Here is a 22,683-nt window from a genome sequence, read left to right on the forward strand (position 1 = left end):
CTATTTAAGGCCAAGCGTGCCATTCTGGTCTTTGAGCGAATCTTCGGGTTTGACCTTCAACAGGTTATACATTTGCAAAATAATGGCTTTTACTTCGGCATAATCTTTCTTGGTACAAGCGTTTTGGCCTCTTTCAATAAGCACCTTCAGCTTGTTTGTATCTTGGTAGTTGTCTGCATCGATATAGGCATACTGATAAAACAGCTCGATGTAGGAATCGTCGTTTTGGTAGTATATTTCCCTGACCAAGCGATGCAAATCCCTGATTTTGGCCTTGATCAGCGAAAGCTGTCCTGAGTTTAAAAACTGAGCTTCGTTTTTAATGGCTGTTTGAAAAACCTGGTCTATTTTTAAATCTGGTTTCAACAACAGGTGCTCTCTGATATAAGCCTTCAAGCTCTGGTATTCCTCTATTTCCACATAAAGCTCCTTGTTTCTGAGCAAGCTGTCTACCTGTTGCAGCAATTTGATTTTGCGCTCATCCAAGTTATAGATCTTATCGGTTATAAAGTCGTCTTCCAGGTGGATCAGCTCCTCCAACAATTCGATAATGGTGATACGCAGCTCTTCGAGCATTTGGGCCATCGAATCGGTATCGATCAGGTCTGGCCCATCACGTTCTATTTTTTGCAGGGCATTTTCCAGTTCGGCCTGAATTTTACGTACCGAAACCTGCCTGCTTGTGGCATTGAAAACCTGATTGATTTCGAGGCCAATGGAACTAATAAAAATATCAATGATCAGGTCTCTCGATTCGCTGACCTTAAAATTGATTTCGATGTCTGTACCTTTGAGCAGGTTGGTCGGCAACTCTTCCGAAGAAATCTCGATATAGCCGATACACACGTTACTAGCTGGCGATGCGGTGGCCAAACCCTCAACCACATTGATTACCAATTGCTCGCCAGATCCCTTCATGATCGTTTTAGACGCGGTTTTGTATATTCTTTTGGAAAGAGGCAAGGTGTCGTTCTTTTTGAAGATGCGCTCGAGGTAAGTTGTTCCGATGGTATCATCTATTTCGAGGCAGATATCATTAGGCAAAGGCTGGCCCGAAATATTGTAAAGGCCATGGTTTATGCTGATATCGTTTTTTTCCAACACCATTTGCTGGTATTTATCAAAAACCCTCAACTGAAACTGATTGATGGCTTTGGGAACCAGTTTAACAAACTCGTTGAATTTAGAATGAAAGGCAATCAGTCCGGTATCAAATCCGCCGTCGGTGCGGGTTAGCCGGTAGTATCCCGAAAAGTTGTTGGCCAGTACACCGGTAACGAGTTCTTCCGCGTCTTGCGAGTTCACTTCGTAAACCAGCTTTATTTCTTGGGCTGGAACGGCCGGAGCTGTTGTTGGGCTTTCGGTCTTGATTTCCTTTGGTTGTCTGTTTTTAGTGCCTGCATAGTAGCTGGCGCCCACCATAATGGCCGTAGAGGGATCGATGCTCGAATCGACAATGGTGTTGAACTGCTGCTGCAGGGTTTCCCTTACATAGGGAATGTAGGTCGTACCACCCACCAAAACAATGCGTTCTATGGCACCGTCTTCAATTTGGTTTTTTGCCAACAGACTTTTGGTAAGCTTAATTGTTTCTTCTACTTTTTGTTTGATCAACTGGTTGAATGCCTGTCGACTAATCGAAAATTCGATAAAACCGTCAGGTCTATCGAGCTCCACAAAAACCTCTTCTTTTAGCGATAGTTCCTTCTTGGCTTCTTCGGCTTTGTAAAGTAGTTCTACAAACAGCTTGTAATAAGGCGCATCGGCACCCACCATCTGTTTCCACAAGTTTGTAATGCCCATTTTCTGCTCTAGTACTGGGCAAAATAAATGCTCGAGCATGAGGTTGTCTATATCAAGGCCTCCTAAAAAGTTGTTTCCTTCATGATCCAGCACCCTTAGTTCGCGATGGTTTATCCTAACCAGGGCCACATCAAAGGTACCGCCACCAAAATCGTACACCAGCCATTTTTTTTCCTGATCAAGCGATAGGTTTTGGGTATTGGCATAGGCCAAACAGGCTGCTATGGGTTCTTGCAGCAACACCACTTCTTCCAGGCCTGCCTGGTAGCCCGCCGTTTTGGTGGCGTTGGATTGTACCGTTCCGAAAGACGCGGGTATGGTAATAACCGCAGCTGTTGGTTTTGGCGTGCCTGTAAAGCTGAGCAGTTCTTTCAGTACCAATACCGAAAAATCGATCGCTGTTTTATTTTCGTTAATGGCCGAAACAAAATAGTTGTGCTCGCTGCCCATTTTCCGCTTAAAGCTCGAAAAAACGTGTTCGGGCTGCATGGTGGTCAGCTCTCTGGCCTTGTCTCCTACCAAAATCCTTCCGTTTCTATAGGCTACTACCGAAGGCAGCACTTCCCTAAATCCGACCGGGTTTTTATAGATATTTACCTTGCCCGACTCGAATTTTCCGATTCCCGAATTGGTTGTTCCCAAGTCAATGCCAAAATTGATGTTTTCCATAGCCTTATTCTACAATTACAACCGCCTTCTGAACCAACGCCCTGTGCGTTCCTTCCTGTTTATAGATGGTTGGTTTAAGCACCTTGGTTATTTTGAGGTCGCTTCCGTTTTCGTTGAGAATATTGGCCTCTATAGCTACATCTCTTTCATCGTAGCGCTGCCCCAACGGATTGATGACCATGAAGCCCTCTTGTTCAAACTCGTGATACAGCCGCTCAAAATTACGCGTAAACAGCGCTTTGTCGGTTTCCTTGATCTTGTTTTCTATTTCAAATACCTGGTTAATGATATGCTGCATGCTCTTTTTTGTTTCGTTGGTGTAGATTGATGACTAAGATAGATTCTTGCCGACAAATTGTTAGCCAAAAATCGATCTTTTGTTCATCAATTTAAAAAAGAAGGCGCAAAAAAAAGGACGGCCATTTGCCGTCCTTCTTCAGTTTCATTGTGCTTGAATGCTATTCCCTGCTTCTGCCAAACAGCATCGATGCGTAGTACAAAAGATTGGCCAGGGCACCTAGCGCCGCAACCACATAGGTCATGGCCGCCCACCAAAGTGCATCTTTTGCCTGTACGTTTTCCTCGTCGGTGTACATAACGCTGCTGTTGTTTTTTAGCCACACCAACGCCCTATTGCTGGCATCAAATTCTACAGGTAGGGTAATAATGCTAAACAGCGTTACAATAGCCAATCCGGCTACCCCTATACCCAGTACAATCGGATTTCCGGTAAAACCAATCAGCAAAACGCCGATCAATAATACCCATTGCAAAAGGTTTGATGAAATACTCACTACAGGCACCATATTGGAGCGCAACTGTAGCCAGTGGTATGATTTGGCATGTTGTACCGCATGTCCGCACTCGTGGGCCGCCACAGCAGCGGCGGCTACGCTCCGTCCGTAATAAACGTCGGTGCTTAAATTTACGGTATAACTTGCAGGATTATAATGGTCTGTTAACTGTCCCTCCAAACTCATCACTTTCACATTGTAGATGCCGTTATCTGCCAACATCTTCTCAGCCACTTCTTTTCCCGATAAACCCGAATTGAGTTGCATCTCGGCATATTTTGAAAATTTATTCCTAAATCGCCACTGCACAAACATGCTCAATAACAGTACCGGGATGATTAAAATTAAATAGGTTCCCATATCGCTATATGTATGTTTCGGCTTGCTTAAAACAAAAAGCGTTCCCATATTTAAGCATCATGAAAAATTTACATTACATTTAATGATGCAGCAGGGCTTATCATACTGGGAACAGCAAAATTTCTTCCATGCCGATATCGTGATAGTAGGCAGTGGCATAGTAGGTTTAAATGCTGCCATTGCCATAAAAACCGCACAACCTGGGCTTAGTGTACTGGTATTGGAACGCGGTTTTTTACCTAGTGGAGCCAGCACCAAAAATGCTGGTTTTGCCTGCTTCGGAAGCATTTCTGAGCTCATTGAACAAGAAAAGCTTAGTGGTACCGATGGCCTGCACCAACTCATTGCCAAGCGGTGGCAGGGCCTCTTGAAACTGCGTAAATTGTTAGGCGACAAAAGCCTTGATTTTTACAACTTTGGGGGTTACGAATTATTTATGCCCAGTCAACAACAACTGGCCAACAATTGTGTATCAAAAATAAGCCATTTTAATGCTTTAATTAAAGATATTGTCCTAGAAAGTGACGTATTTGGCCTTAACAATGGTAAAATTGGCATATTTGGTTTGAAAGATGTAAGCCTATTTATCGAAAACAAGCTCGAGGGGCAACTTAATCCAGGCATGATGATGAAATCTCTGTTGGCCCTAGCCAATTCCTTGGGCATATCGGTGCTGAACAATTGCGCCGTCAACTCGATTGAACATGAAGCCAGCCATGTCGTGCTCCAAACCAATCAAGGCCAATTTAAAAGCAAAAAAATACTAATGTGTACCAATGCCTTTGCCAAGGCGCTTTGGCCAGATTTAGCCTTGGTACCCGGCCGCGGGCAGGTTGTAGTAACCCAGCCTATTCCGAACCTGAAGCTTAAAGGAACCTTCCATTATGATAAGGGCTTTTACTACTTCAGAAATATCGCCAACAGGGTATTGCTGGGCGGTGGGCGTAACCTTGATTTCAAAGCTGAAGAAACCACTGATTTTGGAGAAACGCCTTTGGTTCAAGAAGCTCTAGAGAAGCTGCTCAAAGAAGTTATCTTACCCGACACCCCTTTCGAACTCGAATACAAATGGAGTGGCATTATGGCTTTTGGCCCGGAGCTATCGCCTATTATTGAAGAAGTAAAACCCAATGTATTTTGCGCGGTGCGCTGCAACGGTATGGGCATTGCCATAGGTACCCAAACCGGACAGGAGGCTGCTGCCCTGGTGTTGCAAAGTCTTTAATCTATTTGGATAGCCACGGATTTATCCCATTAATTTTCTTGAGGTCTGAACGCTATGCATTTGGTGCTTAAAAAGATTAACAGCCATCAATTGTCGATCATTTGGTTATTGAACTTTTTAGTAATTCCATATTCAATACCCACCGATGTAAAGAAATTTTTAATAAGATCGAATTTAGGCCTTTCAAAATCTTCATTTCCCATTTTTCCCCAACTCAGTATATTATATCGGCAACTGAAGCAGATTTCTATAAATTCGAATACCTTACCATTAACATCTAAAAAGAGAATACCGTTTCTAGGTTCATAGCACTTAGTTAGCTCTACAATTTCTGGTGCTTTGATATAACCATAATTATATATAATAGCTGATAACCTATCTATTTGCCTAAGCGTTAGTGTTTTTCGCTCTTGAAATGGTTTGGTACAAATATTCATCCACATTTGTGGCATATCCTCCTTAATCTTGTCTTGGGGTTGCCTCTGACCGCCATTTCCGTTAAATGAAACCAATTGGATTTGAGTAGCTTTATTGAATGGATATTTCAACAAACGTTTTGAAAAACTCAGGTTATATTTTTTGCCAAATATGTATTTTGCCGATAATGGGGTTTCACCTACAGGTGGTGGCTCCTTCCGTCTTTGCGCAAAAACAGCAGACGAAACCAATATCAAAATACATAAACCAAATATCAATCTCATCGCGTTGATTTTTATGGACTAATATACAAAGCAAATCTGTCAATAGTTAAGTAATTATCCGATAGTAATCCATTAGCAAAATTATTTTTATTTTCATAATTTTGATAAAAATATTAGCAAAATGGAACTTGTAGGTATAGCTTTATTGGTCGTAATTCTAATCGTATTATTTATTATTTTATTCAAAAAACCGAATACACAAGCCAATGAAACCTTGAATTTTTTCAAGACGGAGAACCAGCGCCTGCAAGACGAAAACAACGACTTGCGTGAGCGCCTCAGCGAAGAAAAAGCCAACTTTATCAAAGCCGAAGCCTTAGCTCATTCTTACCGCGATAAACTGGCCGAACAAGGCAAAAACCTGGAAGAGCTGCAACAAAAATTCAGCTTGGAATTTGCCAACCTGGCCAATAAAATCCTCGACGAAAAAACAGCCAAGTTCACTGCACAGAACCAAATCAACCTCGATACCATTTTAAATCCGCTCAAAGCCAACATCAAATCCTTCGAAGAAAAAGTAGATAAGGTTTACCAAGCCGAAGCGGCCGAACGAAACCATTTAAAAGGCGTTATTTTTCAGCTGATGGATCAGAGTAAACAGATCCAAAGCGATGCCAACAACCTAACCAGAGCCCTCAAAGGCGACAATAAAAGACAGGGTAACTGGGGCGAGGTTATCCTCGAAAGGATCCTGGAACGTTCGGGCCTCATCAAGGATAGGGAATACCGCATCCAGGCAAGCCTAAATAGCGCCGAAGGCGCGCGTTTGCAACCCGATGTGGTCATTGACCTGCCCGACGAAAAACATTTGATTGTAGACGCTAAAATTTCGTTGGTTGCCTACGAGCGTTTAGTGAATGCCGAAAGCGAAGAAGAAAAATTAATCAGCCTTAAGCAGCACCTGCTTTCTATCAAAAACCATATTGATGTATTGGCCGGCAAAAACTACCAAAACCTTTATCAAATCAATTCTCCTGATTTTGTATTGCTCTTTATGCCAATCGAATCGTCGTTTAGCGTGACCCTACAAGCCGATACCGAATTGTTCAATTATGCCTGGGACCGAAAAGTGGTCATTGTAAGTCCGACCACGCTGTTGGCTACTTTGCGTACCATTGCCAGCATTTGGAAAGTAGACCGCCAAAACAAAAACGTTTTTGAAATTGCCGAAGAAGCCGGTGCACTTTACGATAAATTTGTTGGCTTTTTGGCCGATATGGAAAAAATAGGCAAACATATAGACCTGACCCAAAAGGCTCATGAAGATGCCTTTAAAAAACTGCAATATGGCAGTGGTAACCTGATTGGTAAAGCCGAAAAAATCAAGAAACTAGGTGCCAAAACCAAATCTGGCAAACAAATCGATCCCAGGTTTTTAGGTAATGATCCTACAACAGACCATTAAGTTAATTGGTTTTTTGGGGAAATAAAACTTGTAAACCATTGTAAACTGCATGGTGTAAAATGGTTAAATGGTCTTCCTTTTCTAGGTATTCGAACTTTGAGTGGACCTTTGCTTTCTTAAGCAAATTTCCAAATTTTTCGGCTTCGGCTACCATTTGTTTATGCTCGTTGCCTACAGCCAGATACACCTGTTTGCCATCAACCTGCTTAGCCAATAAACCAGGCGCCTGGTTTAACAGCGATTCTTTATCCCACCATAAACTCGGGCTTACAATGATGTAATTATCGAATAAATCGGTTTTTTTTAAGAAAATTTCGGTAGCCAACAAACCACCCAGCGATTGGCCAATGAGGGTTTTATTACCTACGCGATACCTTTTTTCGATAAAGGGCTGCAGTTCCTTGGCTAAAAAATCAATAAAGGCAGCCGAACTTCCCGTGGTTGGAAAATCCTTTTTGTCTTCGCTTACAGTAGTGGGAAAAGTAAAATCTCTCTTTCTATCTACGTTGGCAATGCCTACCACAATAGCTTTAGGCATAAATTCGATCATGCCCAAAAACTGGACTACGCCAACTACATGGATAAAATCTTCATTAGCCGATCCGTCTAAAAGATAAATTACAGGATATTTTTCGAGTGATTTTGCATTGTAGCCTTCAGGCAGATAAATATTCAGGGTTCTTTCTTCCTTAAGCAAGGTCGATTTGATTTTTTCAACTTTACCCAGTACAAAAGGAGTCTGTGCCGAGGTCAGACTTACAGTTAACAGTAAACAAACCAGGTTGATTAGCTTTTTCAATGATTTAGATCTTAATATAATAATACTAAAGGCCATATAGATTTTTAAATGCTTTTAGCTAAAAAAATCATTTGTAATCTTATCGTTTTCAACCTTCTTTCTCTCCTTAATTACCTCCTCAACTGCCATCTTAGCTTCGGCTGTAAATCTCTTATCTTCATTAATTTCCTTTAATTCCTCATTGGTCATTTCAAGATATTTAAGTTTCAATTTTTCAATCTTGCCCATATCTATTTGTTCAGCCTTCGAGATCCCTTTTTTGTAGATAGAGCCATAGTTCAAAAAAATATAGAACAAGCCCATCATAAAAGAAAGGGCCTGAAAAGAGACAATAAAAACAATGTTAATATTGATAGGCAAATAGATCAATACATTGAACAAACCCAACACAAGTGTAAGAATGACCACATATCTGAAATAGCTTTTCCAAAGGAAATAGACCAGAAAATCAATAACAAGTGCCGCTAAAGCCAAATAATGCTCCAGTTTGAGCGAATAGAAATAAACTGAACCGTCACTTGCTTCATAGCTATTGAAATAAGAATTCAGGAAAGTATAAATACAGCATAACCCTAAAATAATAAGGGGAATCAAGTTTTTATGCTTTTTGAATAATACGCTCATTGATTCGGTTGATACCTGTTAAAAAATAACAAATTGCGCTTTATTTCTTAAAAGCATTCCAGCCCTGGGCTTTCAATTCGTGAACTACATCCGATTTTGAAATCATCCGGCAACCCGAATTTTTGTCGGTGATGTGTCCAATAATACTGATATCCACATCGTTTTTGATTTTCTCGTAATCAGCTTGTTTGATGGTGAATAACAACTCGTAGTCTTCGCCACCGTTTAAGGCACATACCGTCGGATCCAAGCCCAATTCTCGGGCGGTTTCGTAAGTTACCGGATCAATAGGCAATTTGTCTTCGTAAATGGTGCAGCCTTTATCAGACTGGGTACAGATATGCAAAATTTCAGAAGCCAAGCCATCAGATACATCAATCATCGACGTAGGTTTGATTTTCAGCTGGGCCAATAAATCAACCACATCCCGCCTGCCTTCTGGCTTCAATTGGCGTTCAATGATATAATCCTTGCCTTCCAAATCGGGCTGTATCTGCGGATTTTCCAAAAAGATAAGTTTTTCACGCTCCAAAATCTGCAAACCTACATAAGCACCACCCAAATCGCCCGATACACATAGCAAATCGCCTTCCTGCGCACCGTTTCTATAGCAGATATCCTCTTTTTTGGCATGTCCGATACTGGTAATGCTAATCACCAACCCTTGCTTGCTCGAAGAAGTATCGCCACCTATCAAATCGATGTTAAATTTATTGCAGGCCAGTTCAATGCCTTTGTAAATATCTTCTACCGCTTCTAAAGGAAATTTGCTCGAAATGCCGATAGAAACCGTAATCTGGGTAGCTACGCCGTTCATGGCATAAATATCGCTCAGGTTTACCTGTACGGCTTTGTAACCCAAATGGATCAGTGGCACATAGGCCAGGTCAAAATGGATGCCTTCCAACAGCAGATCGGTAGAAACCAAGACCTGCTGATCGCTAAAATCGAGCACAGCGGCATCATCGCCCACACCTTTAACGCTGCTTTCGTGCTGTATTTTAAAGTTTTGAGTCAGGTGCTTGATCAATCCAAATTCACCCAGTTCGGCAATATCGGTACGCTCTTTATTTTCAAACATAATTTTTTCTTTCTTAACAATACGGTATTACAATCCCAGCTTGGCCGAAATTTCCAACATCCTTTCAATCGGTTTACGAGCCTCCACAATAATATCGGCCGGAACATTTACCTCTGGCAAGCCATTTTTAATACACAAATACAGTTTTTCGAGTGTATTTCTTTTCATATACGCGCAATCGTTGCAGGCACAGGTATTGTTTGGCGGTGCCGGAATAAAGGTTTTATCCGGACAGGCCTTTTCCATTTGGTGGATAATGCCACTCTCTGTAGCTACGATAAACTCTTTGGCATCGCTGTTAATGGCATATTTAAGCAATCCGGTAGTCGATCCGATATAATCGGCCATAGCCAAAACAGCCTCTTCACACTCCGGATGGGCAATAAACTGCGCATGAGGATGGCGCTCTTTAAGTTTGGTAATCTTTTCTCTCGAGAAAATTTCGTGCACCATACAGGCTCCGTTCCACAATACCAAATTGCGACCGGTTTTCTTTGCCACCCAGGCCCCCAAGTTTTTATCCGGACCAAAAATAATCTGCTGGTCTTTAGGCAAGCTTTCTACAATCTGTACCGCATTGGTTGATGTACAAACGATATCGCTCAAGGCTTTGAGTTCTGCCGTACAGTTTACATAGGTAATGACGATATGATCGGGATATTTTTCCTTGAATTTTTTAAACAGGTGCGGCGGACAACTGTCGGCCAAAGAACAACCTGCTTTTAAGTCGGGCAATAAAACCTTTTTGTTGGGCGATAGGATCTTGGCAGTTTCAGCCATAAAATGAACCCCCGCAAACACAATCACATCGGCTTCGGTTTTCGCTGCTTCCTGCGACAAGCCCAAGCTATCGCCAATGTAATCGGCAATATCCTGTATATCAGGTTCTTGGTAATAATGTGCCAATATAATGGCATTTTTTTCCTTTTTCAGTTTCTCAATCTCTTCAAAAAGATCAAGCGTTGGATCTATCTCTTCTTCTACAAAGCCCTTGATGCTCAGTTCTTCTATAATATCCATTGTTTTGTTTTTAATTGTTGAATGATTGAATTCCGAATGATTTTTATCCAAAATTTGTTTCATTCATTCATGCTGTCATTTACTCCTGCTGCCATTAATCGAACCCAAAGATACGCAGCTTTCAACGCATCAATAAATCATAATTACTTTTTATAAAAAGAATCTTGTTGTTTATTAGGATGTTGGTATTGTGAAGAAATTCTCCTAAAATCTTGTCGAAAATAACTTATCACATACTTACCAACATTTATCCTGCTTTTTTATTTTAATTAGAGCTTGATTTTCAGTGTGGTATTTTTAGACCTATAAATTTATCAATATTAAAATGTGTATTCTTAACGGGTGTGTAAAAAGTTAATAAACTATATAAAGCTGCTCAAAAATTATGCAAAAGATTGTGTCAAATTGCGATTTTGCCTTAGCTTTAAACATCCAAATAATTTTGTTGGTTTTATTTAGACAGGCTACCAACATTAATGTTGAAATTGTTAACAATTGCTTGAATAACGTTAATTTAATGAAGAAAGTAGATTTTTTGGTGATCGGATCGGGCATTGCCGGATTGAGTTTCGCCCTAAAGGCGGCGCAGTATGGAAAGGTACTGATCGTAACCAAATCAAACGAAGACGAATCCAATACCAAATATGCTCAAGGCGGTGTGGCAGTGGTAGTTGACGAGTCCGATTCGTTCGAAAAACATATAGAAGATACCCTGATTGCCGGCGATGGATTGTGCGATGAAAAGATTGTGGAAATCGTGGTGAAAGAAGGTCCGCAACGCATCCAAGAGATTATAGATTACGGGATTAACTTTGATAAAAATACTTCTGGCTTCTTCGATCTGGCTAAGGAAGGCGGACATTCCGAACATCGGGTTTTGCACTATAAAGATATTACCGGCTATGAAATTGAGAGTGTTTTATTGAAGCAAATACACGAGAATAAGAACATAGAGATATTAACACATTACTTCTGTTTGGAGCTGATTACCCAACATCACCTGGGTGTGCATGTGGATAAGAGCAGTGAAGATATTAACTGTTACGGTATATATGCCTTTAACACAGAACTTAACGATGTGGAAAAGATATTGGCAAGTGTTACGGTAATGGCATCGGGTGGTGCCGGTCATGTATATTCGACTACCACCAATCCGGTTATAGCCACAGGCGATGGCATGGCAATGGTTTATCGGGCTAAAGGTAAGATCAGAAACATGGAATTTATACAGTTCCATCCCACCGCTTTGTATAATCCTGGCGAATATCCTTCCTTTCTGATTTCTGAGGCGGTTCGTGGATTTGGTGGCGTATTGAGAAGAAGAAATGGCGAAGAATTTATGTATGAGTATGATAAACGGGGTTCATTGGCTCCACGCGATATTGTAGCTCGTGCCATAGATGCCGAAATGAAAAAATCGGGCGATGATTTTGTATACCTGGACATTACCATGAGAAAAAAGGCAGATATTCTGACCCATTTTCCTAACATCTATGCCAAATGCCTGTCGATTGGTATTGACATGACCAAAGATTTTATTCCGGTTACTCCTGCGGCGCATTACATGTGTGGTGGCATTATGGTTGACGAATATGGAAAATCATCGATCAATAACCTCTATGCTTGTGGAGAAGTATCGTCTACCGGATTACATGGTGCTAACCGATTGGCATCCAATTCATTGTTAGAAGCTACGGTTTTTGCACATCGCATTTTTGTATCGGCCATCGAGAACTATAAAAATAATGTAATTCCAGACAATATTCCAGACTGGGATGCGCATGGCGTAACCCAATCAAACGAAGATATTTTGGTAACGCACAACCTGCGCGAAACCCAAAAGATCATGAGCGATTATGTGGGTATTGTGCGTTCTGATTTTAGGCTAGATCGTGCTATGCGTCGTTTATATCTCTTGTTTGAAGAAACAGAAGAATTTTATAAGGCCAACAAGGTATCCGTTAAGCTATGCGAACTGCGCAATGTGATCCAGGTGGCCTATATGATCATCAAATCGGCCAAGGCCAGGAAAGAAAGCCGGGGATTGCATTATACCACCGATTACCCGTATCATGCCGATCAATTGGTGGATACAATTATTTAGTTTGCAGTTTTCAGCTCGAAATTTTCAGTTATCATAGCTTAATACTCACATCTCAAATCCAACAACAAATGCCAGTTATTTTACCAGTTAAAGATATCCACCCGAAGTGGGGCGACAACAGTTTTATTGCACCTAATGCCACCATAGTTGGCGATGTAACCATGGGCGATAACTGCTCGGTTTGGTTCAATGCCGTAATCAGGGGAGATGTAAATACCATCACCATAGGCAACGACACCAATATACAGGATGGAGCTGTTATCCATGCCACCTATTTAAAGGCAAGTACGCACATTGGCAACAGGGTTTCAGTAGGCCACAATGCCATTGTTCATGGCTGTGAGGTAAAAGACCATGTGCTGATTGGTATGGGAGCTATTGTAATGGACCATGCAGTGGTTGAAGAATGCTGCATTATAGCCGCAGGAGCAGTGGTTTTGGAAAATACCATCTGCGAAAGCGGATTTTTGTATGCAGGCATGCCTGCCAAAAAGATAAAGCCTCTTACCGATGAGCAAAAGGCTTTATTAAAGAAATTACCAGATAATTATATCATGTATTCAGACTGGTTCAGGTAACCTATTTATTCTTTCGGAATGGTTACTACGGCATTGCGGTCCCAGTTGGCTTTAATGGAAAGTTCTTGGGGTTCGTACCAAATTTTTTCTGGTTGCAGGCCCTTCGATACATTTCCGGTGTCCCAAATGCCATTTTTGTTGGTGTCGTAAACTACCCTGATGTAATAAATGCCTTGTCTGTATTTGCTGAAAATAACGGTCTTGTTCTGGCGCAGGCTTTCGCTATACACTACTTGGTCTTTTTTCTCGTTAACCAGCTGTAATATATAGTTTTTTGAGGTGTCTGGAACTTCTACCTTTAAGGTTAAAGTGCCATAATCATCAGCGCTGCCAAGCTTAAAACTCTTTCTTATTTCCTTGTTTTTGGTATTGAAAATACCTGTAATGGCGCCCTCGGCAAATACCAATATGTATTCTTCCTTCTTCTGCCATTTATAGCCCACATTATAGCTTAATATATCGGTACTGTCTTTGGTAAGGGTAAAACCTTTGCGCGGAATAGAATCCTCCAATAAAGTTACCTTACTAATATCAATATTCTCTATAGGTAGGTTAAAATGAAGCTGCAAAGGCTTGTAAGGATTAAGTGAATTGGATTCCAAATTGTCTGTAGCCTGTATGCTTCGGCTGTAGGTATCCCTTTTTCCACGGGTAAATTTTTCGGTTTCCAGTAATTTGCCTTCATCTTTAATAGCAATCTTAACCGAATCGAAACCCATATCGGTAAGCCAAACCTTAACTGAGTCGTTGGTTTTGTTAAATTTTACCTTCTTATTGAGGTCTATATTGGCAGGCTCGGTTACAGTAAGCTCGGGCTTTTTGAGTTGCTGGTTAAAAGTCATGCTGATGCTACCGTCGTTGTTTAGCTTTTTATCCAGCACCCTAAAATTAACGGCCAATTCCTTAAATATTTGGAGGTTGATGCTATCTAAATTGTTTTTATCCAATACCAAAGGCGTTTTGATAAAACCAACTTCGTCATTAAGTTGCTGGTAAATCCTGTCACCGCTTTTTTCCTTTAGTGCGTAGATTTTATATGATCCTTTTTTAAGGTTGTTTAGTTTATAGTTGCCGCTACTGTCGGTGGCGGTAAAAATAGAAGGTTTCTTTTTGCCAAATAAACTATCGCGTTCTAAAGGAAAAATAAAAACAGTAGCATCTATTTCGGGCGCACCGGTGAGCGAATTTCTTACCTTGCCACTAATGCTCAACGAATCAAGGGTAGGACCGGTAGAAAGCACGTAGGTAAAATTCTTCAGGATATTTCCTTCGTTTACATCGGTAATAGCCTTACCAAAATTTAAGGTATAAGTAGTGTTTTTTTCGAGACTGTCCTGAAGCGTAACTTCCAGGCGCTTGAGCTTGGCTTTGAGTACCGGTGGTTTTTCCTGTTCGGGTGAAATCGAAAATTCCTTAAACTCGTTGTTGAGTTTGATGTATTCGTCAAATTCTATTACGATTTTCTTGGTGTTGAAATTGGTGGTCAAATTTTTTGGTTCCATTTTCAAAACCTTGGGTGGATTCTTATCTCTGGGTCCACCTTCAGGAGTTCTCATGGTGGCACAGCCCAAAATAAGGGAAGTTAGAAAAATACCCAGGTATAAAATCTGATTTTTTGAATGCTTTGCGTTTTTCGGCATTTATAGGACCTCTGTTGATTTTTACCTCATTTTGGAACGATTATATTAAAAATATTTAAAAATCGCTTATATCGCTTTTAATGAAGTCTGTAATTTTATAATTAAATAGTTGATTATCAATCAATTTACGATTATTTCGAGATATGTACCATTAAAACCGAAATATCCGAAGGAGAAACGCCAGAAATGCGAGAAGCTTGTCCTAAAGTTCGCGGTTTGATTTTCAACAACTTTTCACGCGCCTCTTTGGATAGTGAAACCAGCTGGTTGTAATCGAAATCAGGGTTGATGGATTTGTCTTCCATCTTCTGCATTTTGTTTACAATCTCGTTTTCTTTTTCAAAATAGCTTTCGTACTTGATTTTGATTTCTGCCTGTTCAACCGTTTCCTGATCAAAGTTATTTAAAAGTTGATCAAACGAAGAACTTACTTTTCTGATGTCTTCGATACTGACCTGAGGTCTGCTCAACACACTGAAAAGTTTTACATTTTGATTAAGCGGCGCTGTACCTAAGCTTTCGAGCAGGCTGTTGGCTTCGCTCATTTGTACGGCTTGCTCTTTGGTAAAGGCAACGATGGCATCGGCGTTGGCTATCTTTTGGTTAACAATGGCCAAGCGTTCGTCGCTGATGAGGCCAAGTTTATGGGCAATAGGGGAGAGCCTGATATCGGCGTTATCCTGTCTAAGGAGCAAACGGTGTTCGGCCCTCGAAGTAAACATCCGATAAGGTTCTTCCGTACCTTTGGTAACCAAATCGTCAATCAAAACACCGATATAAGACTCGGAACGCTTCATAATGAGCTCGTGGGCGTCATTTACTTTCTGATGGGCATTGATTCCGGCTATAAACCCCTGACTAGCAGCCTCTTCATAGCCTGTAGTTCCATTAATTTGGCCGGCAAAGAACAAATTGCTGATCAATTTGGTTTCGAGAGTCAAGGAGAGTTGGGTAGGCGGAAAATAATCGTATTCAATGGCATAGCCCGGTCTGAACATCTTGGCTTTTTCGAAGCCTGGGATTTGGGTTAAGGCCTTATATTGTACATCTTCGGGTAGGGAGGTAGAGAAACCATTGACATAGATTTCGCAGGTGTTCCATCCTTCTGGTTCTACGAAGATCTGGTGCCTTTCGCGCTCAGCAAAGCGATTGATTTTGTCTTCTATAGATGGACAATAACGAGGGCCCAGACCTTTGATTCGGCCAGTAAACATGGGCGATTTTTCGAAACCTTCTTTGAGCGTTTCGTGTACATTGGCATTGGTATAAGTAATCCAGCAGCAACGTTGATCTTTTGGAATTTCTACATTGGTATAAGAAAAACGCCCCGGATTCTCGTCGCCCCATTGCTCTTCCATTAAGGTATAATCAAGCGACCTGCCATCCACTCGGGGAGGGGTTCCAGTCTTCATCCGGCCGGCTTCAAAACCTAATTCGGTTAATTGCTCGGTTAAGCCAGTAGCCGCTTTCTCGCCTGTGCGCCCACCTCCAAATTTCTTTTCGCCAACATGGATAATGCCATTCAAAAAAGTACCATTGGTCAACACAACAGCTTTGCCGTAAATTTCTACGCCAAGGGCTGTTTTCACGCCAACAACGGTATTGTTTTTAATCAATAAACTGCCCACCATTTCCTGCCAAAAATCTACGTTTGGTGTTCTTTCCAACGCTAGGCGCCACTCTTCGGCAAAGCGTTTTCTGTCATTTTGCGTCCTTGGGCTCCACATAGCAGGTCCTTTCGACTTGTTGAGCATGCGGAATTGGAGCGTGGTTTTGTCGGCTATAATACCCGAATAACCACCCATAGCATCAATTTCTCTAACAATCTGTCCTTTGGCTACACCGCCCATAGCCGGATTACAGCTCATCTGTGCAATGGTTTCCATATTCATGGTAATCAATAACACCGACGATCCTAGGTTTGCGGCGGCAGCAGCGGCTTCGCAACCGGCATGGCCAGCCCCCACAACAATAACATCGTATTCTTTAAACATCTATTTATTTTTGTGTTTCACGTGAAACAGTACAAAATTAATCAAAATTCAAGCAGAAAAATCCATTGTTTCACGTGGAACTTTTCTTTTTGACAAATAATTTAAAAAGTCCGTAGAGCGCGACAGCGCTCCAAACGCTTTCTAAAATCACAAAAGGCATAAAGAAAATCAGCCAAGAAGCATATCCTGCAATGCCTGCACCCAACAGATTTAATATGCCATAACTCCAGCTTTCTGCTTTGATTAGCTTCAGGCTTTGCAAAAAGAAGGCAATTAGTAGGAGGCTTACGCCTATGGTAGCAATTAAATCTGATGGTCTCATGCTTAGTTTGTTTTTTCGGAAAGCTCAATCCAGCGTTCCATCAAGGGATTGAGCTCTTCGTTGATTTTTGCTATGGTTTGAGAAACTTCTTGAATTTTTAAATAATCAGCACTGTTTATTTCATCCAGTGTTTTGGTTAACTCAGCAATCCTGCTTTCTTTCTTCGCCATTTCCTGCTCAATATCTTCCAGTTCTTTTTGCTCTTTGAAACTTAATTTTTTGGCGACCACCGCAATAGGAGCGGGTATGTTTTCTTGTTTTGTTTTTTTAGGCGTAGCGTCTTTGGCCACCTCTAAACTCAAACGATGCTCTGAGTAGTTTCCGTTGTAAATGGTTACTTCGCCATCGCCTTCCATGATAAACAATTGCTCGCTCATCTTATCTAACAAATACCTGTCGTGCGAAACCAAGATCAGTACACCTGGAAAGTTTTCTAAAAATTCTTCCAATACGTTCAATGTATCAATATCGAGGTCATTGGTCGGCTCATCCAAAATCAGGAAGTTTGGATTTTGCATCAAGACCTTCATTAAATGTAAACGCTTTTTCTCTCCACCACTTAGTTTTTCGACCAGGCCATGTTGTTTTTTTGGCGGAAATAAGAACAGGGTAAGTAGGGCAGAGGCCGAAATGGTTTGGCCATCGGCCATCTTGATGTATTCTGCGTCTGATTTGACAATATCAATCACCCGCTCTTTTTCATTGAAAGCTAAACCGCCCTGTTTGTAATAGCCGTAAACCGTGGTCTCGCCAATATCAACTTTTCCTTTTTCAGGCTGGAGGTGATTGGTAATGATGTTAAGCAAGGTAGATTTCCCAGTACCGTTTTTCCCGGCTAGGCCAATCCGATCTCCCCTTTTAAAGGTATAAGAAAAATCGTTGATGATTTTTTTGTCGCCAAAAGATTGTGCAATATGCTCTAGCTCTAAAATTTTGCTCCCTTGCCTCGACATCTTGACATTCAACGTTACTTGCTTGTTGTCTGCACGCTGTTTGGTTTTTTCTTCCAAGTCGTAAAAGGCATCAATTCTTGAGCGCGATTTGGTGGTACGGGCAGCCGGCATCCGGCGCATCCACTCCAGCTCTTTTTTTAATAAATTTTTGTTCTTTTGAAAGGTGCTTTCGTCTGCCGCTTCTCTTTCAGCTTTCTTTTCCAAAAAATAAGCATAATTGCCGTTGTAGTTAAATATTTTTCCTCTGTCGAGTTCTACAATGGTATTGCAAACATTATCCAAAAAATAGCGGTCGTGCGTAACCAACAAAATGGTTTTGCTTCCGGTAGTCAGCAGTTTTTCCAACCATTCGATGGTATCGATGTCCAAATGGTTGGTTGGCTCATCCAAAACATAGATTTCAGGATCTTCGATGAGCAATTTGGCCAAAGCCAAACGTTTTTTCTGTCCACCAGACAAGGTATTTATTTTTTGCTGCAGATGGTTGATGCCCATTCTGCTTAAAATCGTCTTGATTTGGTGTTCGTATTCCCAAGCATTATGCTCACTTAGTTCACCATATAAGTGATTGAGCTTTTCTTCATTAGGATGCTCTTGTTCAATTAATTCTTCATATTCTCTAATTAACTGTTGCTGCTTGTTATTCATAGAGAAAATAAAGTCGCTGATCGAGTAGCCTTCTGGAAAAACGGGTTCTTGATCGAGGAATCCGATCTTAACAGATTTGTTTTTTACTATTTTTCCTTCCAGCGGTTCGAAGCGCTCGGCCAGCAGTTTAAGGAGCGTACTTTTGCCAGCACCGTTAATGCCAACCAACGCTACGCGCTGACCTGCATTGATGCCCAGGGTAAGATTTTTAAAAAGCCATTCTTGGTGATAGCCATGGCCAAGGCCTTCGGCTGCGATTAGTGTACTCAAAGTCTTTTGTAACGGTTTATCGGATTAAAAATTGCTGCAAAAGTAATCAATAAAATCGGCCTATGGTGCTGATAATGATTGTTCTGGACAAATAGGAGGGATGAGTGACAAAAAGAAGTGAAATGACTATCTTTAGTGCATAGACTTAAGCCTAATCATTGACTTAATGAAGCATAGGTTTTATGATTAAATGATAGCATGAATTTTTCAATCTTACTAGCCTTCCTTAGTCCTTTTTTGATGATCTTCTTAGGCATAATGCTAAAGTTCTCGGTAAATGATGGGTGGTCATCTTACAAAAGGTACTGGATTTATTTTGTTCTTGCTGGCGTATTTTCGCTCATTTATAATATTTGTAAATACTTATTATAAAATTGCTGAATAGTTGTTTGTTACGATATACTTTACAAAAACTGGATTTTAGCCATAATCCAACCAAAGGCCCTAATTCAAATTAAACTTCTCTTGGTTTACCTTCAACACATTCGAAGCAAAAATAATCGACACAATCAAAATACCGATGACGATGGCCAAGGCAAGCTGAACCGCAGAATAGAACTGGCTTCCGGTTAAAATCTCTTTTGATTCGGTCATCAGTTCGTTGCCAACCTTGTTTTGGATTTGGGTGAGGGCTAACAGCTGTGCCGAAATCTGTGCATAGGATTTCTTGGCCAATTCGAGATCAGAAGGATCAACCTTAGGGTTTACTAATCGTTTTTCTATCGCCCTGCTTTGCGCCAAGCTGTTTTTAAGGTTTTGCAACTGGCTTTTTTCGCTTTTAACCAAGAAGGTCTTGGCATATTTGTCCAGTAGCGAATCAATGCTTTGGTCTATGTTTTTGGACTGTTGCAGATCCATGGCCGTATGGCTAGCCAATAAGTGTCGTTTGGCATGTACCTTTTCGGCCACCATAAACAGGTCGGTAGCCGGTACCAAGCGGTCGTTGTACATCGAAACAAAGGAAGTCCCCATGTCCTTAATGCTCTTATCTTCCAATACCCTGATTAAAATGGTGCAGGCCATAATGCAGAAAAGCAACAGGGCAATCTTGGTTTTTTGTTTAAGCGAATAAGAAAATTTCATGGCTACCTGGTTAGTTGGGAATAGAAACAAAATAGCTAAAGATAGGCATTATTTGTGGCAAAATGGCTGGATGAAGAGAGGAGGCATAAAAAAAGCGGACATCCATCCGCTTTTTTACTTAACTAAACTAAAAACTAAACTAAATTTATGATGGATTATGAATTTTATAGGGTAACTAAATCAGCGGTTTCAATATCGTTGAGTGTGGCAACAGTTTTGGCCACCACTACATTTTGCGATTGAATGCTGGTGCTTTCGGCAGCAAACTGATCTAGGTTTACCTTAGCCACGCTGCCCATTGTAGCATTGTAGGCCGAAGTTGAACCAGCCAAGGTTAGGTTGGCTTGTCCGCTCAAGTTGCTGTTCAGGTTGATGGTGTTGGTATTCAAATTGGCAACCGCATTGTCTTTTAGGTTAACCTCTAAGCTCAAGGTATTGAATTTGCCATAGGTGCTCACTTTTGCGTTATCAGAAGCTGTAATCGTCGACAAATTGCTTACATAAACCACAACAGTTAAGGTTTCTTTGTTGAACGAGCTGATGCGCAACTCGCCATCTTGTTGTTGTACCAATGCATTTTTTGCATAGTAGTTGTCGTATACCTTTACGCTTTCGTTAGGGCTTTGTACCAGGATTACTTCTACGTTTCCAGATACGTTGATTTTGTTTACTTTTTTAACTTCCGATAATACGGTAATGGTATTGTTGTCGGCAGCTTTAACGGTTGAAGCAACTGTAGTTGATAATACGGTGGTTAAAGCGATGGCGAATAAAGTTTTGATAGCAGTTTTCATATTCTTATTTTTTTAAAATCGTTGTTGATATAATTGTTAATTTTTGGGTTTTTTGAACCGCCCCTATCAGGCTGGTTTCGTAAATAAGACTGCAAGAATTTAAAAAGGTTGCACCAGAAATGCCCGTATTATACCAGCGAGGGGTAACTCTCGACGAACGCCTGTAATTTTTCGACCAACAGGCATTAAATTTTTCGGCGAAAAGAGGGGGAGGAGAGATAAACGCTCTCAGAATTGTCAGCGAAATGTCTTTGTTAATCAGTTGTTTAGCCTGAGGGTCTTTGACTAATGATCATCTATAAGACCTAAGATTGAGGTGTTGGAGATATAAAAGTATCATCATGCCTAAGCTTTGATTCAGGCTGGCGCATCTTTTGGATTGAACGGGATGGACTCCTGCTAGCGTAAAATATGGAGGCAAATATAAAGTACCGGTCCAAAGGCAGACAAAATGCCAAAGGAAGCTTTTCCATAAGAACAGATAAAGCCCTAAGGAGGTGAGGTTAACGAAAAACACGAACTCTTATGCCTAATCGGGTTAATTAAAGAAGCACCAACAGCATTTTTGGAATTAAAAAAAGAAAAACCCAAATTTATCGAAACCAACAATCCCTTTGGCATGTCAAATTTCAAGCGTCGCGATTTTTTAAAGCTCTCCAGCCTTTCGGCTTTGCCCTTGCTGGCTCCGGCCATCCCTTTTCAGGCAATAGCCTCAACCCCTCAGCGGTTTTCTAAGGATTCGGAAGCGGTTTACTTCATCAACGACGGTATTTTTTATCGGCCCGAAGACCTAATCGCCAAATTGCAGGAAATCAATAGCACCAATCCTATTGAAAGAGATAGCTATGCCGAAGGAGGTACGATAGACTCGCTGCTAAAGAAATTTATAGCCATTACCGGAAAAGAGGCCGCTGTATACCTGCCTAGTGGAACCTTGGCTAACCAATTGGCCATTAGCGTGCTCTGTGGCCAAAACACCAAGGCTTTTGTACAAGAAACCAGTCATGTTTACCGTGATGAAGGCGATGCTGCGCAAACCCTTTTCAACAAAAGACTCATCCCCTTGGCCAAAGAAAGGGCCTATTTTACGTTAGAAGAACTTCAGCAGTCCATCGCCTACCATAAGCAGGGCGAATATTTTGTGGGCGGTGTAGGGGCGGTATCGATAGAAACGCCGGTGAGAAGATGCGAAGGCCAGCTTTTTCCTTTGGAAGAGATCAAACGGATTTCGGCCTATTGCAAAGAACAAGGCTATAAAATGCATTTGGACGGAGCAAGACTGCACATGGCCACGGCTTTTACCAACTCGACAGTAAAGGAATACGCATCTTACTTTGATACTGTTTACCTCTGCCTCTACAAATACCTGGGCGCTACGGGAGGCGCGGTTTTGTGTGGCGATAAAGCCCTGATAAACCAAATGCACCACCTGATTAAAATTCATGGCGGCGGTGTTTTTACCAATTGGCCAAGCGCTGCCATTGCCTTGCACCATTTAAATACCATCGACGAGGACATGCAGCAAATCAAGGCAAAGGCCAAAGAACTGTTTGTCTTGCTCAACAACCTAAAGGGAATGAAAGTAAATGCGCTGACCAACGGAACAAATCTTTTTAACGTAAGCCTAGAAAAGGGGATTGATGCAGAGAAACTAAACAAGCGGCTGCGGACGGAGCATAATATTGTATTTGGCATGCCTAAAGAAGATGGCCAGGTCAAGATCAAAATCAATCTAACGCTGCTGAGGAGAAGCAACCAGCTGATCTTCGAATCATTTAAGGAAGCCCTCGCATTTGCCAAAGCCTAAAATGGTTTA

General features: G+C 41.2%; 19 protein-coding genes. 5 read left to right on the top strand and 14 right to left on the bottom strand.

Features of this window, described 5'->3' with window-relative positions:
* The 3 genes from AC6H1S_RS18640 to AC6H1S_RS18650 form a co-directional block, all read right to left on the bottom strand.
* Positions 1 to 2,472, bottom strand: a complete 2,472-nt coding sequence (locus AC6H1S_RS18640; protein WP_497564583.1) for an Hsp70 family protein — start codon at positions 2,470 to 2,472, stop codon at positions 1 to 3.
* A 4-nt stretch (positions 2,473 to 2,476) separates the two neighbouring features.
* A complete protein-coding gene (locus AC6H1S_RS18645; protein WP_199137940.1) occupies positions 2,477 to 2,770 on the bottom strand; it encodes a hypothetical protein in 294 nt (97 codons plus the stop codon).
* A 160-nt stretch (positions 2,771 to 2,930) separates the two neighbouring features.
* Positions 2,931 to 3,626: a zinc metallopeptidase gene (locus AC6H1S_RS18650; protein WP_199137942.1), complete on the bottom strand. Its 696-nt coding sequence runs from the start codon at positions 3,624 to 3,626 to the stop codon at positions 2,931 to 2,933.
* An 82-nt stretch (positions 3,627 to 3,708) separates the two neighbouring features.
* On the opposite strand from AC6H1S_RS18650, the gene AC6H1S_RS18655 reads away from it, so the two are divergent.
* Complete coding sequence (locus AC6H1S_RS18655; RefSeq protein WP_497564584.1) at positions 3,709 to 4,851, top strand: NAD(P)/FAD-dependent oxidoreductase; 1,143 nt, start codon at positions 3,709 to 3,711, stop codon at positions 4,849 to 4,851.
* Between the two features lie 86 nt (positions 4,852 to 4,937).
* On the opposite strand, the gene AC6H1S_RS18660 is transcribed toward AC6H1S_RS18655, so the two are convergent.
* Entirely contained in the window at positions 4,938 to 5,552 is a 615-nt protein-coding gene (locus AC6H1S_RS18660; protein ID WP_497564585.1) for a hypothetical protein, read from the bottom strand.
* A gap of 121 nt (positions 5,553 to 5,673) precedes the next feature.
* Between AC6H1S_RS18660 and AC6H1S_RS18665 the strand changes: the two genes are divergently transcribed.
* Positions 5,674 to 6,957, top strand: coding sequence for a DNA recombination protein RmuC (locus tag AC6H1S_RS18665; RefSeq protein WP_497564586.1), 1,284 nt, complete (start codon positions 5,674 to 5,676; stop codon positions 6,955 to 6,957).
* 1 nt (position 6,958) lies between these two features.
* On the opposite strand, the gene AC6H1S_RS18670 is transcribed toward AC6H1S_RS18665, so the two are convergent.
* Genes AC6H1S_RS18670 through nadA form a run of 4 tightly spaced genes read right to left on the bottom strand, consistent with a single transcriptional unit; the run spans position 6,959 to position 10,481 of the window.
* Positions 6,959 to 7,756 carry an alpha/beta hydrolase gene (locus tag AC6H1S_RS18670; RefSeq protein ID WP_497564587.1) on the bottom strand — a complete coding sequence of 266 codons (798 nt, stop codon included), beginning with the start codon at positions 7,754 to 7,756 and terminating at the stop codon, positions 6,959 to 6,961.
* A gap of 54 nt (positions 7,757 to 7,810) precedes the next feature.
* The gene (locus AC6H1S_RS18675; RefSeq protein WP_497564588.1) at positions 7,811 to 8,380 is read right to left on the bottom strand and encodes a hypothetical protein; all 570 of its coding nucleotides are present in this window, start codon (positions 8,378 to 8,380) and stop codon (positions 7,811 to 7,813) included.
* Between the two features lie 40 nt (positions 8,381 to 8,420).
* Positions 8,421 to 9,461: a thiamine-phosphate kinase gene (thiL, locus tag AC6H1S_RS18680; RefSeq protein ID WP_497564589.1), complete on the bottom strand. Its 1,041-nt coding sequence runs from the start codon at positions 9,459 to 9,461 to the stop codon at positions 8,421 to 8,423.
* 27 nt (positions 9,462 to 9,488) lie between these two features.
* Positions 9,489 to 10,481, bottom strand: a complete 993-nt coding sequence (nadA, locus tag AC6H1S_RS18685; protein WP_497564590.1) for a quinolinate synthase NadA — start codon at positions 10,479 to 10,481, stop codon at positions 9,489 to 9,491.
* A 517-nt stretch (positions 10,482 to 10,998) separates the two neighbouring features.
* On the opposite strand from nadA, the gene nadB reads away from it, so the two are divergent.
* A complete protein-coding gene (gene nadB / locus AC6H1S_RS18690) occupies positions 10,999 to 12,585 on the top strand; it encodes an L-aspartate oxidase (protein ID WP_497564591.1) in 1,587 nt (528 codons plus the stop codon).
* A gap of 68 nt (positions 12,586 to 12,653) precedes the next feature.
* Positions 12,654 to 13,163 (top strand): gamma carbonic anhydrase family protein, encoded by a 510-nt coding sequence (locus AC6H1S_RS18695; RefSeq protein WP_497564592.1) that lies wholly within the window; start codon positions 12,654 to 12,656, stop codon positions 13,161 to 13,163.
* A gap of 5 nt (positions 13,164 to 13,168) precedes the next feature.
* On the opposite strand, the gene AC6H1S_RS18700 is transcribed toward AC6H1S_RS18695, so the two are convergent.
* From AC6H1S_RS18700 to AC6H1S_RS18725, 6 genes are all read right to left on the bottom strand, one after another.
* Positions 13,169 to 14,803 carry an Ig-like domain-containing protein gene (locus AC6H1S_RS18700; protein WP_497564593.1) on the bottom strand — a complete coding sequence of 545 codons (1,635 nt, stop codon included), beginning with the start codon at positions 14,801 to 14,803 and terminating at the stop codon, positions 13,169 to 13,171.
* Between the two features lie 131 nt (positions 14,804 to 14,934).
* On the bottom strand, positions 14,935 to 16,797 hold the full coding sequence (gene mnmG / locus AC6H1S_RS18705) for a tRNA uridine-5-carboxymethylaminomethyl(34) synthesis enzyme MnmG (RefSeq protein WP_199141462.1): 1,863 nt from the start codon (positions 16,795 to 16,797) through the stop codon (positions 14,935 to 14,937).
* Positions 16,798 to 16,867: 70 nt separating this feature from the next.
* The gene (locus tag AC6H1S_RS18710; protein ID WP_497564594.1) at positions 16,868 to 17,119 is read right to left on the bottom strand and encodes a CBU_0592 family membrane protein; all 252 of its coding nucleotides are present in this window, start codon (positions 17,117 to 17,119) and stop codon (positions 16,868 to 16,870) included.
* 2 nt (positions 17,120 to 17,121) lie between these two features.
* Complete coding sequence (locus AC6H1S_RS18715; protein ID WP_497564595.1) at positions 17,122 to 18,990, bottom strand: ABC-F family ATP-binding cassette domain-containing protein; 1,869 nt, start codon at positions 18,988 to 18,990, stop codon at positions 17,122 to 17,124.
* Positions 18,991 to 19,434: 444 nt separating this feature from the next.
* A complete protein-coding gene (locus AC6H1S_RS18720; RefSeq protein WP_497564596.1) occupies positions 19,435 to 20,073 on the bottom strand; it encodes an MCP four helix bundle domain-containing protein in 639 nt (212 codons plus the stop codon).
* 164 nt (positions 20,074 to 20,237) lie between these two features.
* Positions 20,238 to 20,867 (bottom strand): GIN domain-containing protein, encoded by a 630-nt coding sequence (locus AC6H1S_RS18725; protein WP_497564597.1) that lies wholly within the window; start codon positions 20,865 to 20,867, stop codon positions 20,238 to 20,240.
* A gap of 619 nt (positions 20,868 to 21,486) precedes the next feature.
* On the opposite strand from AC6H1S_RS18725, the gene AC6H1S_RS18730 reads away from it, so the two are divergent.
* A complete protein-coding gene (locus tag AC6H1S_RS18730; protein ID WP_497564598.1) occupies positions 21,487 to 22,674 on the top strand; it encodes a threonine aldolase family protein in 1,188 nt (395 codons plus the stop codon).
* Positions 22,675 to 22,683 lie beyond the last annotated feature (9 nt).

The sequence above is a fragment of the Pedobacter sp. TM02 genome (assembly GCF_059705275.1).